Source organism: Streptomyces glaucus (genome assembly GCF_039533365.1).
Classification (GTDB): Bacteria; Actinomycetota; Actinomycetes; order Streptomycetales; family Streptomycetaceae; genus Streptomyces; species Streptomyces glaucus.
This window is the reverse complement of record NZ_BAAATK010000050.1, coordinates 34,388-47,261: the sequence shown is the minus strand read 5'-3', so window position 1 is coordinate 47,261 and position 12,874 is coordinate 34,388. Positions and strand designations below refer to the sequence as shown.

Here is a 12,874-nt window from a genome sequence, read left to right as displayed (position 1 = left end):
CCGGGCGCTTCCCTTCGGTGTCTCCGACTCTATCAGATCCTTTTCCGATCCGATTCCCAGTCGACGGGATTTGTCTACGGGCCGGGCTTTCGCCCGGTGGCCTTTCGACATTCACTACGTTAGCCGATTCCCCGCTCGACTCATAATCGAGTCCCGCAGGTTTCGAATTCAGACATGCGGACACGCTGAATTCGTCCCCGCTGAGGGGAGAGCGTAGGTAGTGGATTGGCCGCTCCGGCTGCTGACGATCACAGTACCCGGTTCAGCGGCTCGGACTACATTACGCATCTCCCCAGCCCGCGTCAACCCCGGCGTCGCCTCGGTACGTGGGCCCGGTACGGGCTGACCGTCGGGTCGTCGGCGATCCAGTAGCGCCAGGGGTGGACGCCCCCCTCGCCCGCCACGCCGGTGCGCGGTCCGTTGCGTACCTGGTCGGAGGGGACGGGCGCGCCCGTCAGTACGCGCAGCGGCGTCTCGCCGGCGGCGCACGCGTCCGTGCCGTCCAGGGCCCGGTCCACGCCCAGGGCCGTGCACAGGCGGGCCGGCCCCTTGGCGAGTTCCTTGTCGTTGCGGGCCGAGAGACGGCGCTCCCGGGCCAGCTCCGCGCCCTCGACGATCTCGCCGGCGCGGAGCAGGACGGCGCTCGCCCTGCCCTCCGGACCGCAGACCAGGTTCATGCAGAACCACATGCCGTAGGTGAAGTAGACGTACACGTGGCCGGGGGGACCGAACATCACGCCGTTGCGGGCGGTGCGGCCCCGGTAGGCGTGGGAGCCGGGATCGTTGGGGCCGTCGTAGGCCTCGACCTCGGTGAGGCGGAGTGCGATCGGACCGTCCGGGGTGGTGCGTACGAGGATGCGGCCCAGGAGGTCGGGGGCGACCTCCAGGACGGGTCGGTCGAAGAACTCCCGGGGCAGAGGGGTACGGTCGGAGGTCGCGATCATGCCGTCCGAGGGTAACGCAGACGGGCGGGGCAGCAGGGGTGGTCGGGGGTCGTTCGCCCTGCCGGGGCGAGGAACCGGCCACGGCCGGATCGCGTTTGTAGGGGTCAGGGGTCCGCTCGAGGATTCCTTCGCAAGTCAGAGGCTGGACGACGGAACGGGCGCCGCCCCTGGGGCCGCCTGGAAAGGGAGAGACATGGCGTTCAAGAAGCTGCTCGCGAGCCTGGGGGCCGGCGGGGCTTCGGTCGAGACGGTGCTGAACGAGGTCAACGTCGTTCCGGGCGGTGTCGTCCAGGGCGAGGTGCGGATCCAGGGCGGGTCCGTGAACCAGCAGATCGAGGGACTGTCGGTCGGGCTGCAGGCCAAGGTCGAGGTCGAGAGCGGGGACCAGGAGTACAAGCAGGACATCGAGTTCACGAAGGTGCGGCTCGGCGGGGCCTTCGAGCTGCAGGCGAACGCCGTGCACACGGTGCCGTTCGGGCTGGAGATCCCGTGGGAGACGCCGATCACGATGATCGACGGGCAGGCGCTGCGCGGGATGAACATCGGCGTGACGACGGAGCTGGAGATCGCGCGGGCCGTGGACTCCGGTGACCTGGACCCGATCAACGTGCACCCGCTGCCGGCCCAGAAGGCGATCCTCGACGCCTTCGTCCAGCTGGGCTTCCGTTTCAAGAACGCGGACCTGGAGCGCGGCCTGATCCGGGGCACGCGGCAGAAGCTGCCGTTCTACCAGGAGATCGAGTTCCTCCCGCCGCAGCAGTACCGCGGTCTGAACCAGGTCGAGCTGAGCTTCGTGGCCGACGAGCAGGCGATGGACGTCGTGCTGGAGATGGACAAGAAGCCGGGGCTGTTCAGCGAGGGCAGCGACACCTTCCGGTCGTTCCAGGTGGGGCTGCTCGACTATCAGGGGACCGACTGGGCGGCCTACCTCAACCAGTGGCTGGCCGAGGTCGGCAGCAAGCGCAACTGGTTCTAGGCTCGACCCGCAGGCAACGAACCGATCAGGAGGTACCCAGGTGACCGAGCTCAGGCGGCGGCCGCTCCCCCACGACTTCCATCCGCCCGTGCCGTCCTTCACGGTCACGAGCGAGGACGTCCAGGAAGGGGCGACGCTCAAGGACGCTCAGGTCTACGCGGCCGGCAACACCTCGCCGCACCTGCGGTGGGAGGGCTTCCCGCCCGAGACCAAGAGCTTCGCCGTGACCTGCTACGACCCGGACGCCCCGACGGGCAGCGGGTTCTGGCACTGGGTGGTGTTCGACATCCCGGCCTCGGTGACCGAGCTGCCGGCGGGTGCGGGCAGCGGCGGGTTCGAGGGTCTGCCGGAGGGCGCGATCCAGGCGCGCAACGACTACGGCACCAAGGACTTCGGCGGTGCCGCGCCGCCGGCCGGGGACGGACCGCACCGGTACGTGTTCACGGTGTACGCCGTGGACCAGGAGAAGCTCGGCCCGGACGCGGACGCCACGCCCGCGTTCGTAGGGTTCAACCTGCGGTTCCACACGATCGCGCGGGCCCAGCTGATCGGTGAGTACGAGGTGCCCGCCGAAGCCTGACGTTCACGGGACGTTTGCCCGTCTCCGGTCTTGGAAGTGATCGGAGGCGGGCATTTTTGTCGTGGGGGGCCGCGGGGTCACTCCCCGTGGGAGCAGCGGATATTGCGTTGTCCGTCCCGGCGTGCCCGGCCAGAGTTGATCCCAGCCCGCCAAGGGGTGGGCCAGGGCACACGGGAGGTGGGCTGGTATGCGGGACACGCTGGTGCTGAACGCGAGCTTCGAGCCGCTGTCGACGGTGACGCTGAACCGAGCCGTCGTTCTGGTCCTGCAGGACAAGGCCGTCGTCGAGCAGGCCCATCCCGAACTGCGGATGCGTGGAGCCGCGGTCGACATACCGGCGCCCCGCGTGATCCGGCTGTGCAGGTACGTACGGGTGCCCTTCCGCAGACAAGCGCCGTGGTCGAGGCGGGGCGTGCTGGTCCGGGACCGGCACCGCTGCGCGTACTGCGGCAGGCGGGCGACGACCGTGGACCATGTGGTGCCGCGGTCGCAAGGCGGCCGGGACACCTGGCTGAACACGGTCGCCGCGTGCGCCGAGGACAACCACCGCAAGGCGAACCGGACTCCGGAGGAGGCCGGTATGACGCTGCTGCGGCAGCCGTTCGAGCCGACGCCGGCGGACGCGATGCTGCTGGCGCTCGGGCAGGAGGACTTCGACGCGCTGCCCGGGTGGCTGGCGCGGGACGCCGCGTAGACGTACGGCACGGCGCCGGGGCCCGTCTCCTCATGGAGGCGGGCCCCGGCGCCGTGTGACGGCCGGTCAGTCGATGGGCGGCTTCTCGCGGCGCTCCGCACCGCCGGGGCCGCCCTTGCCCGGTGCCCCGCTGCCGCCCGAACCGCCGCCCATGGCACCGAAGTTGCCGACGGCGCCGGACAGGCCCTTGAGGGCGTCGCCGATCTCGCTGGGGACGATCCAGAGCTTGTTGGCGTCGCCCTCGGCGATCTTCGGGAGCATCTGGAGGTACTGGTAGGAGAGCAGCTTCTGGTCCGGGTCGCCGGCGTGGATCGCCTCGAAGACCGTACGGACGGCCTGGGCCTCGCCCTCGGCGCGCAGGGCGGCGGCCTTGGCCTCGCCCTCGGCGCGCAGGATCTGGGACTGCTTCTCACCCTCGGCGCGCAGAATCTCGGACTGCCGGACGCCTTCGGCCTGGAGGATCGCGGCGCGCTTGTCGCGGTCGGCGCGCATCTGCTTCTCCATCGAGTCCTGGATGGAGGTCGGCGGCTCGATCGCCTTGAGTTCGACGCGGTTGACGCGGATGCCCCACTTGCCGGTGGCCTCGTCGAGGACGCCGCGCAGGGCCGCGTTGATCTCCTCGCGGGAGGTCAGGGTGCGCTCCAGGTCCATGCCGCCGATGATGTTGCGCAGCGTGGTGACGGTGAGCTGCTCGATGGCCTGGATATAGCTGGCGACCTCGTACGTCGCGGCCCGGGCGTCGGTCACCTGGTAGTAGATGACGGTGTCGATGTTGACGACCAGGTTGTCCTGGGTGATCACCGGCTGCGGCGGGAACGGGACGACCTGTTCGCGCAGGTCGATGCGGTTGCGGATGGTGTCGATGAACGGGACGACGATGTTGAGGCCCGCGTTCAGCGTCCGCGTGTAGCGGCCGAAGCGCTCGACGATGGCGGCGCTGGCCTGTGGGATGACTTGGATGGTCTTGATCAGGGCGATGAAGACCAACACCACCAGGATGATCAAGACGATGATGACCGGTTCCACCGTCGTTCCCCGTACCCTTCTCCGCCTTGACGCTCTCGGCAGATCTTATGGTTGTCGAAGATCTTGCTGGTCGAGTCTGACAGACCGTCGCCTGCCTCGCGAGGTGTTCGCCCCAGTTGCGCCCTACGAGGTCAGATGACGATCGCCGTGGCCCCCTCGATGTCCACGACATCCACTTCCTGGCCTGCTTCGTAGGCGCGGTCGGTGTCGAGGGAGCGCGCCGACCAGACCTCGCCGGCGAGCTTGATCCGGCCACCGGAGCCGTCGACGCGCTCCAGCACGACGGCCTGTTTGCCCTTCAACGCGTCCACACCGGTGGCGAGTTGGGGCCGCTGCGTGCGGTGCCGGGCCGCGATGGGCCGCACGACGGCGATGAGGGCGACCGAGACGACGACGAAGACGAGCACCTGGACGACGATGCCGGCGCCGAATCCCGCGACGCCCGCGGCGGCGACGGCGCCCACCGCGAACATGGCGAACTCGGGCATCGCGGTCACAACGAGCGGGATTCCGAGTCCTGCTGCGGCGACGAGCCACCACACCCATGCGTCGATGTCGTTCACACGGTCATGGTAGGTCCGCGGGTGCCGCCGGGGACAGGGCGCGAAGCGGGCGCGGTCAGGACAGCGGCAGGCCCTGCGCGGTCCAGCGGTCGCCGACCTGCTCGACGACGAGCGGCAGTCCGAAGCAGAGGGAGAGGTTGCGGGAGGTCAGTTCGAGCTCCAGGGGGCCGGCGGTGAGGACCTTGCCCTGGCGGATCATCAGGACGTGGGTGAAGCCCGGGGGGATCTCCTCGACGTGGTGGGTGACCATGATCATCGAGGGGGCGATGGGGTCGCGGGCGAGGCGGCCGAGGCGGCGCACGAGGTCCTCGCGCCCGCCGAGGTCGAGGCCGGCGGCCGGCTCGTCGAGGAGCAGCAGCTCGGGGTCGGTCATCAGGGCGCGGGCGATCAGGGTGCGCTTGCGCTCGCCCTCGGAGAGGGTGCCGAACCTGCGGTCCAGGTACTCGGACATGCCGAGGCGGTCGAGGAAGGCGCGGGCGCGCTGCTCGTCGATGTCCTCGTACTCCTCCCGCCAGCCGGCCGTCATGCCGTACGCGGCGGTCAGCACGGTCTGCAGGACGGTCTGGCGCCTGGGCAGCTTGTCGGCCATGGCGATGCCGGCCATGCCGATGCGGGGGCGCAGCTCGAAGACGTCGGTGCCGGGCTCGCCGAGGGTCTCGCCGAGGATGGTGGCGGTGCCCTTGGTGGGGAAGAGGTAGCTGGACGCGACGTTCAGGAGGGTCGTCTTGCCGGCGCCGTTCGGGCCGAGGATGACCCAGCGCTCGCCCTCCTTGACCGACCAGGAGACCTGGTCCACCAGAGCCCGGCCCTCGCGGACCACGGATACGTCCTGAAGCTCCAGAACATCGCTCATGAGCGCGTTGTCTCCCCTTGCAGTGTGGCCGGTCTCGGCTGTCGCGTACGCCTGTGGCTCGGTCCGCCGCGCCGGTGGGCGCAGCCCTCAACGAAATCTACGCCACCGGTCGCCCCGGGCATTCCATCGGTCCGGTCCTTAGGGTGGAGGCATGCTGTCGGAACCACGCTCAGGACGCCTTGCCGCCTGGGGAAACGCCCTGATTGCCGGACTTGTGTCGCCGGATGACGCCGTGCTCGCGATCGTCGGCGAGGACGCGGTGCACCGGGTGGAGGGGCTGCCCGGCGAGTCGGCCCCCGTCGGTCTGACGCTGGCGCTGGGCCGGCTGCGGACGCTCGGCGCCTCCGGGCTGCGGGTCGCGCTGCCCGTGCCCGGGCATCCGCTGGGGCTGAGCGGGCCGCCGGAGTTCAACGCGCGGGCGCTGGAGGCCCGGGAGGCGGTGGTCTGCCACGGCGCCGCGCTGGGTTTCGTGCCGGAGGTGTACGAGGCCGGGCCCGAGGGCGACGCGCACGTGGAGGTCGTCTGGCACTGCCTGCCGGTGCGGGAGGCGCCGCCCGCCGACGTGCCGTCGCTCGGGGAGGCCGAGCGGGAGCTGGCGGAGGCGCTGCGGGAGGCGACCGAGGTGCTGACGCGGCTGGACGTGGCCGGGTCGGGGCCGGCGGCGCAGGCGGCGATCGACGCGTACCGGGCGCGGGTCGGCGGGGCGGCGCGCAGCGGTGGCCGGGGGACGGGCGGGCGGGAGTGGGAGGTGCTGGCGCCGGGGTATCCGCCGCGGGCGGTGCGGGTGCTGGAGCTGGCGCGGCGGGTGGGGGTGCTGATCTCGCTGGCGTACCGGAGCGGGGAGGGGGGCGCGGTGAGCGCCTCGGAGATGGCGGCGCGGACGGCCGCGTTGCGGCCGGTGGAGCGGACGGCCCGGCGGGCGCAGGTCGCCGCGTACAACTCCGTCGTGGAGGAGCGGGAGCGCGGGAGGGGCTGAGGCGGGTGTCCGTGACCGGCGGCGCCCTCGGCGCGTCCGGAGGTCGCGCCGCCGGTCCCCCGGGCCGCGGGCGCCGGTGACGTGCGTGACCGGTCTCCCGGGCGGCCCGGGAGACCGGAGGTCGGCACCGGCCCGGCGGGCCGGGGTCAGCGGTTGACGGCCAGGTTGCCGAAGGCCGGGTTCAGCACGCCGACGACATTGACGCTGTTGCCGGACACGTTGACCGGGACGTGCACCGGGGCCTGGACGACGTTGCCCGAGGCGACGCCCGGCGAGCCGACGGCGGTGCCGTGGGCCACCGCATCGCCGTCGGTGGCGGAGGCCACGCCGCTGCCGGCCGCGAGCAGACCGCCGGCCACCATCGTCACAGCCGCTGCCTTCTTCAGGTTCTTCACTTCTCAGTCCTCCTTGCGATTCCGCGGCAGTCGCCGCGGCACGCACTGGAGAACGGCGGAGACCACCGAGGGATACGCCGAGTGGGGGACATTCCCACGACAGTATGAATCTCAGTCCGGAGGGGAACCTTCCGGGGCTCCGCGGTGCCGGGAGGGGCGCGGGTTCAGTCCGTCAGGCCGTGGCGTACGGCCCACAGGGCCGCCTGGGTGCGGTCCGCCAGGTCGAGTTTCATCAGGATGTTCGAGACGTGGGTCTTCACCGTCTTCTCGGACAGGACCAGCGCGCGGGCGATCTCCCGGTTGGAGCGGCCGTCCGCTATCAGACCGAGCACCTCGCGTTCCCGGTCCGTGAGGGAGGTTCCCCGGCCGTGTCCGGCGCCCGTCTCCTCCTGGGCGAGCAGGGCGCCCGCGACCTCCGGCTGGAGCAGGATGTGACCGGCGTGGACGGAGCGGATGGCGCCGGCCAGCGCGTCCGGGTCCACGTCCTTGTACACGTACCCGGCGGCGCCGGCCCGCAGGGCCGGGACCACCGTGCGCTGCTCGGTGAAGCTGGTGACGACGAGCACGCGCGCGGGGTGGTCCAGCTCGCGGAGCCGGCGCAGCGCCTCGACGCCGTCCGTGCCCGGCATCTTGACGTCCATGAGGATGACGTCGGGGCCGAGCTCCTCGGCCCGCCGGACGCCTTCGGCGCCGTCCGCGGCCTCGCCCACGACCTCGATGTCGTCCTGCACCTCGAGGAACGTGCGCAGACCCCGGCGGACCACCTGGTGGTCGTCCACGAGCAGCACCTTGATCGCGTCAGCCACCGGGAACCTCCATCTCGATCGTGGTGCCCTTGCCGGGCGCCGATTCCACGCTCAGCCGGCCGCCGACGCCGCTCGCCCGGTCCCGCATGGAGACCAGGCCCAGGTGGCGTCCCGCGCGGCGCACCGCCTGCGGGTCGAAGCCGCTGCCGTCGTCCGTGACCCGCAGGACCGCTCCGGCGCCGCGCCGCTCCAGGGTCACGTCGACGTGCTCCGCCCCGGAGTGCCGCAGGGCGTTGTGCAGCGCCTCCTGGGCGACGCGGAGCACGGCCTCCTCCTGGGCGGACGGCAGGGCCCTGACGCCGCGGCCGGTGAAGGTCACGCGCGCGCTGTGGGCGCGGTCGAGGACCTGGGCCTGGGTGCGCAGGGTGGCGACGAGGCCGTCCTCGTCGAGGGCGGCCGGCCGCAACTCGACGACGGCCGCGCGCAGTTCGTCGGCGGCCTCGGCGGCGAGGGCGGCCACCTGCTGGAGCTCGCCCTTGGCGCGGGAGGGATCGCGGTCGACGAGGCGGGCGGCGGCCTGGGCGGTCAGGCGGAGGGAGAAGAGCTTCTGGCTGACCGCGTCGTGCAGTTCGTGGGCGAGGCGGGAGCGCTCCTCGGCGATGGTCAGTTCGCGGCTGCGCTCGTACAGGCGGGCGTTGGTGAGGGCGATGGCGGCGTGCTGGGCGAGGATGGAGAGCAGTTCCTCGTCGTCGGCCGTGAAGCCGCAACCGCCTTCGGGCTTCGGGCAGTTCTTGTTCGCCAGGAACAGCGCTCCGATGACCTCGTCGCCGTCGCGGATCGGCAGGCCCAGGAAGTCGGCCAGGTCGGGGTGGGCGGACGGCCAGCCCTCGAAGCGGGGGTCCCGGCGGACGTCGGCGAGGCGCTCGACCTTGGCCTCGTGCAGCATCGCGGCGAGGATGCCGTGCTGGCGCGGGAGGGGGCCGATGGCCTTCCACTGCTCGTCGCTGACGCCGTCGACCACGAACTGGGCGAAGCCGCCGTGGTCGTCGGGGACGCCGAGGGCGGCGTACTGCGCGTCGAGCAGTTCGCGGGCGGAGGCGACGATCGTCTTGAGGACGTCGCGCACCTCCAGGTGCCTGCTCATGGCCAGCAGCGCGGAGCTCACCGCGGCGAGGCCGGACCGGGGGCCGTGACTCATACCTTCACGGTACCGGCGGGTCGCGGCGGCGCGGATCGGACCGGCGACGGCCCTCTCCTCCGCCGATGGGCCCAGGACCCGCCCGCGCGGCCCGGGTCCGGGGCGGTCCCGGCTCCCGCGCCGAGGACACCCGTACCGGAGGGCGCCGGGGCCGGGGGCGCCGCCCGGTCCGGGCGGCCGGGTCCGCGGCGCGGGTCCCGGGGGACGCGCCTTCCCCTCCGGGAGGACGGGCCTCACCCGGTGCATTGCCGGCGCAACCGAATGCGAGGCCGGGGCGGAGTCCATGTGAGCCCTCCCATAGGGCGCACGTCACGTACGAAGGGGAATAGGAGGGAGCGAGTTCGGCCTGATCGGGGAGAACAGGGCGATCCGCACCGTTTTGCCCTCCCCCGCTCCACTACCGGGCTTCGTACGTCACGTCTTTGTTCCGGCTTTTCGCGGCCGCTAAGAATGGCTCCCGTCGCTCGGCGCCGCGGATCCTCGCCCGCGGCGTTCGCGCGGGAAGCACCCGCGTCCGCCGCCGGACGAGCCGGCCGAAGAGCGACCTCCGCGCTATTCGAAGAGGTCCGTTCCGCATGTCCGAGAGCTCCGGCCCCGGTGGCCGTGGTCGCGCCCTGCCGCGCACCCACAGGATCGCGGCAGCCGGTGTCGCGGCGCTCGGCGCCGCCGCCGTCGCCTTCTCCGCCGTACCGGGCGGCGCGCGGACGACCGCGGTCGAGGCCGTCCCGGCGGACCGGGTGACCTACAGCGCCGAGCGGATCACGGACGTCAGGGCCGGCGTCACCGACCAGCTCGCCGGCGCGAGCCTGAAGATCGAGCGGATCGAGGCCAAGCGGAAGGCCGACGCCGCAGCCGCCGTGCGGAAGGCCGCCGAGGCGGCCAGGAAGAAGGCGGCCGCGGCGGCCGCGGCCCGGAAGGCCGCGCAGGAGCGCCGGGCAGAGGAGGCCGCGAGCCGCGCCACGCGGCGCACCGGGGTCGAGCGGGTCGCCGCGAGGAGCTACCCGGACAACCTCGACGGCTGGATCCGCGAGTCGCTCGACATCATGCGGAAGCACGGCATCCCGGGGTCCTACAGCGGCATCCACCGCAACATCATGCGGGAGTCCTCGGGCAACCCGAACGCCGTCAACGACTGGGACATCAACGCCGTCAACGGTGTCCCCTCCAAGGGTCTGCTGCAGGTCATCCCGCCGACCTTCCAGGCCTACCACGTGCCCGGCACGTCCTGGAACATCTACGACCCGGTCGCCAACATCACCGCCGCCTGCAACTACGCGGCCGACCGGTACGGCTCCATGGACAACGTCGACAGCGCGTACTGAGGCCGGCGCGGGCCTGCTCCCGCGCGCGGACGCGCCGAGGGGCGGCACCCTCCTGACGGGGTGCCGCCCCTCGGTGTCGTACGGCGGTGCTACTTGCGCATGACCTCGGGCTCGTGGCGGCGCAGGAAGCGGGCCACGAAGAAGCCGCAGACCACGCCGAGGGCGATCAGCGCGGCCATGTCCATGGCCCAGGTGCCGGCGGTGTGGTCCCACAGCGGGTCGGTTCCGGCCCCCTCCTCCGGCGGGCTGATCCGGTTGAAGTCGAGCGTGGCGCCCGCGGCGGCGACCGCCCAGCGCGACGGCATCAGGTACGAGACCTGGTTGACGCCGACCGTGCCGTTCAGGGCGAACAGACAGCCCGTGAACACGACCTGGATGATCGCGAACATCACCAGCAGCGGCATGGTCTTCTCGGCCGTCTTCACCAGCGACGAGATGATCAGGCCGAACATCATCGAGGTGAAGCCCAGCGCCATGATCGGCAGGGACAGCTCGACGAGCGTGGCGCCGCCGAGGACCAGGCCCTCCTGCGGGATCTCCCGGCTCGCGAGGCCGATGACGCCGACCAGCAGGCCCTGCCCGACGGTGATCAGGCCGAGCACGAACACCTTGGACATCAGGTACGCGGACCGCGACAGGCCGGTCGCGCGCTCCCGCTCGTAGATCACCCGCTCCTTGATCAGCTCGCGGACGGAGTTCGCGGCGCCGGCGAAGCAGGCGCCGACCGCGAGGATCAGCAGGACGGTAGTGGCCGTGCCGTTGGGGATGATCCGGCCCGTCCGCGGGTGCGGCGGGTTGGGCAGCAGGCCGCGGTCCGGGTCGATGAGCAGGCTCACCGCGCCGAGCACGGCCGGCAGGATCACCATCAGGGCGAGGAAGCCCCGGTCGGAGGCGATCACCGACAGGTAGCGCCGCACCAGCGTGCCCCACTGGGAGAACCAGCCCTGCGGCTTCGGCGGCTTCATCGCCTGCATCGGCGCGACCTGCACGGACTGCGGCGCGACCGCGTCGATGTCCGCGGCGTACATCTGGTAGTGCTGCGAGCCCTTCCAGCGGCCCGCCCAGTCGTAGTCGCGGTAGTTCTCGAAGGCGGAGAAGACGTCGGCCCAGGTGTCGTAGCCGAAGAAGTTCAGCGCCTCCTCCGGCGGGCCGAAGTAGGCGACCGCACCGCCCGGCGCCATCACCAGCAGCTTGTCGCACAGTGCCAGCTCGGCCACCGAGTGGGTGACGACGAGGACGGTGCGGCCGTCGTCGGCCAGGCCCCGCAGCAGCTGCATGACGTCGCGGTCCATGCCCGGGTCGAGGCCGGACGTCGGCTCGTCCAGGAAGATCAGCGACGGCTTGGTGAGCAGTTCCAGGGCCACGGAGACGCGCTTGCGCTGGCCGCCGGAGAGGGAGGTGACCTTCTTCTCCTTGTGGACGTCCAGCTTCAGCTCGCGCAGCACCTCGTCGATGCGGGCCTCGCGCTCGGCGGCCGTGGTGTCGGCGGGGAAGCGCAGCTTGGCCGCGTACTTGAGGGCCTTCTTGACGGTCAGCTCCTTGTGCAGGATGTCGTCCTGCGGGACCAGACCGATGCGCTGCCGCAGCTCGGCGAACTGCTTGTAGAGGTTCCGGTTGTCGTACAGGACCTCGCCCTGGTCGGCGGGGCGGTAGCCGGTGAGCGCCTTGAGCAGGGTCGACTTGCCGGAGCCGGACGGGCCGATGACCGCGATCAGCGACTTCTCCGGGACGCCGAAGGAGACGTCCTTCAGGATCTGCTTGCCGCCGTCGACCGTGACGGTCAGGTGGCGGGCGGAGAAGGACACTTCGCCGGTGTCGACGAACTCCTCGAGCCGGTCGCCGACGATCCGGAACGTCGAGTGGCCGACGCCGACGATGTCGGCCGGGCCGAGCAGCCGCGCGCCGCCCTTGGGGATCGGCTGGCCGTTGACGTACGTGCCGTTGTGCGAGCCCAGGTCGCGGATCTCCATGCGGCCGTCGGGCGTCGCGTGGAACTCGGCGTGGTGCCGGGAGACCTGCAGGTCGGAGACGACCAGGTCGTTCTCCAGGGCACGGCCGATGCGCATCACGCGGCCGAGGGAGAACTGGTGGAACGTGGTCGGGCTGCGGTCGCCGTACACCGGCGGCGCCCCCGCGGCACCGCCGGGGCCCTGCTGCTGCGGAACGTGCGGGGCGGCCTGCTGCGGCTGCTGCGGGACCTGCTGCGGCACCGCCCCGGCGGGGGCCGGCTGGGCCCAGCCGGGGCCCGCGCCCTGGGCGGCGTACGGCTGCTGCTGGGGCCGGGCGGCCGGCGCCGCGGCGCCGGAGAGGTTCAGGCGCGGCCCGTCGGTCGCGTTGCCCAGGTGCACGGCCGTGCCGGGACCGAGCTCCACCTGCTGGATCCGCTGCCCCCGCACGAACGTGCCGTTGGTGCTGCCGTGGTCCTCCATGACCCACCCGCGGCCGTCGAAGCTGACCGTGGCGTGCCGCCAGGAGACCCTGGCGTCGTCGAACACGATGTCCGCCTGCGGATCGCGTCCGAGCGTGTAAGACCTGGACGGATCGAGCGTCCACGTCCGTCCGTTGGTTTCCAGTACGAGTTCCGGCACTCCATGCCCCACT

Annotated in this window: 13 protein-coding genes; 5 read left to right on the top strand and 8 right to left on the bottom strand. The window is 71.8% G+C overall.

From position 1 onward, the window contains the following. Positions 1 to 302 precede the first annotated feature (302 nt). Positions 303 to 944: a DNA-3-methyladenine glycosylase gene (locus ABD363_RS27405; RefSeq protein ID WP_344608233.1), complete on the bottom strand. Its 642-nt coding sequence runs from the start codon at positions 942 to 944 to the stop codon at positions 303 to 305. Between the two features lie 193 nt (positions 945 to 1,137). Here ABD363_RS27405 and ABD363_RS27400 point away from each other — a divergent pair, with 193 nt between their 5' ends. From ABD363_RS27400 to ABD363_RS27390, 3 genes are all read left to right on the top strand, one after another. Continuing rightward, on the top strand, positions 1,138 to 1,920 hold the full coding sequence (locus ABD363_RS27400; RefSeq protein ID WP_344608231.1) for a sporulation protein: 783 nt from the start codon (positions 1,138 to 1,140) through the stop codon (positions 1,918 to 1,920). A gap of 40 nt (positions 1,921 to 1,960) precedes the next feature. Continuing rightward, complete coding sequence (locus ABD363_RS27395) at positions 1,961 to 2,500, top strand: YbhB/YbcL family Raf kinase inhibitor-like protein (protein WP_344608229.1); 540 nt, start codon at positions 1,961 to 1,963, stop codon at positions 2,498 to 2,500. 187 nt (positions 2,501 to 2,687) lie between these two features. Further along, positions 2,688 to 3,194: an HNH endonuclease gene (locus ABD363_RS27390; protein ID WP_344608227.1), complete on the top strand. Its 507-nt coding sequence runs from the start codon at positions 2,688 to 2,690 to the stop codon at positions 3,192 to 3,194. Between the two features lie 66 nt (positions 3,195 to 3,260). Here ABD363_RS27390 and ABD363_RS27385 read toward each other — a convergent pair whose 3' ends face one another. The 3 genes from ABD363_RS27385 to ABD363_RS27375 all read right to left on the bottom strand — a co-directional run bounded on the left by ABD363_RS27385 (position 3,261) and on the right by ABD363_RS27375 (position 5,636). After that, a complete protein-coding gene (locus ABD363_RS27385) occupies positions 3,261 to 4,220 on the bottom strand; it encodes an SPFH domain-containing protein (protein ID WP_344608225.1) in 960 nt (319 codons plus the stop codon). A gap of 131 nt (positions 4,221 to 4,351) precedes the next feature. Then, positions 4,352 to 4,783, bottom strand: coding sequence for an NfeD family protein (locus ABD363_RS27380; protein ID WP_344608223.1), 432 nt, complete (start codon positions 4,781 to 4,783; stop codon positions 4,352 to 4,354). Positions 4,784 to 4,838: 55 nt separating this feature from the next. Then, positions 4,839 to 5,636, bottom strand: a complete 798-nt coding sequence (locus ABD363_RS27375; protein WP_344608221.1) for an ABC transporter ATP-binding protein — start codon at positions 5,634 to 5,636, stop codon at positions 4,839 to 4,841. A gap of 151 nt (positions 5,637 to 5,787) precedes the next feature. Between ABD363_RS27375 and ABD363_RS27370 the strand changes: the two genes are divergently transcribed. Beyond that, on the top strand, positions 5,788 to 6,612 hold the full coding sequence (locus ABD363_RS27370) for a hypothetical protein (RefSeq protein ID WP_344608219.1): 825 nt from the start codon (positions 5,788 to 5,790) through the stop codon (positions 6,610 to 6,612). Between the two features lie 146 nt (positions 6,613 to 6,758). On the opposite strand, the gene ABD363_RS27365 is transcribed toward ABD363_RS27370, so the two are convergent. The 3 genes from ABD363_RS27365 to ABD363_RS27355 all read right to left on the bottom strand — a co-directional run bounded on the left by ABD363_RS27365 (position 6,759) and on the right by ABD363_RS27355 (position 8,951). Continuing rightward, a complete protein-coding gene (locus ABD363_RS27365) occupies positions 6,759 to 7,007 on the bottom strand; it encodes a chaplin (protein ID WP_344608217.1) in 249 nt (82 codons plus the stop codon). Positions 7,008 to 7,171: 164 nt separating this feature from the next. After that, a complete protein-coding gene (locus tag ABD363_RS27360) occupies positions 7,172 to 7,813 on the bottom strand; it encodes a response regulator (RefSeq protein ID WP_344608215.1) in 642 nt (213 codons plus the stop codon). After that, on the bottom strand, positions 7,806 to 8,951 hold the full coding sequence (locus ABD363_RS27355) for a GAF domain-containing sensor histidine kinase (RefSeq protein WP_344608213.1): 1,146 nt from the start codon (positions 8,949 to 8,951) through the stop codon (positions 7,806 to 7,808). The genes ABD363_RS27360 and ABD363_RS27355 overlap by 8 nt, the downstream gene beginning before the upstream one ends. A gap of 575 nt (positions 8,952 to 9,526) precedes the next feature. Here ABD363_RS27355 and ABD363_RS27350 point away from each other — a divergent pair. Next, the gene (locus tag ABD363_RS27350) at positions 9,527 to 10,273 is read left to right on the top strand and encodes a transglycosylase SLT domain-containing protein (RefSeq protein ID WP_344608211.1); all 747 of its coding nucleotides are present in this window, start codon (positions 9,527 to 9,529) and stop codon (positions 10,271 to 10,273) included. Positions 10,274 to 10,362: 89 nt separating this feature from the next. Here ABD363_RS27350 and ABD363_RS27345 read toward each other — a convergent pair whose 3' ends face one another. Next, the gene (locus ABD363_RS27345; RefSeq protein WP_344608209.1) at positions 10,363 to 12,861 is read right to left on the bottom strand and encodes an FHA domain-containing protein; all 2,499 of its coding nucleotides are present in this window, start codon (positions 12,859 to 12,861) and stop codon (positions 10,363 to 10,365) included. Between the last annotated feature and the right edge of the window lie 13 nt (positions 12,862 to 12,874).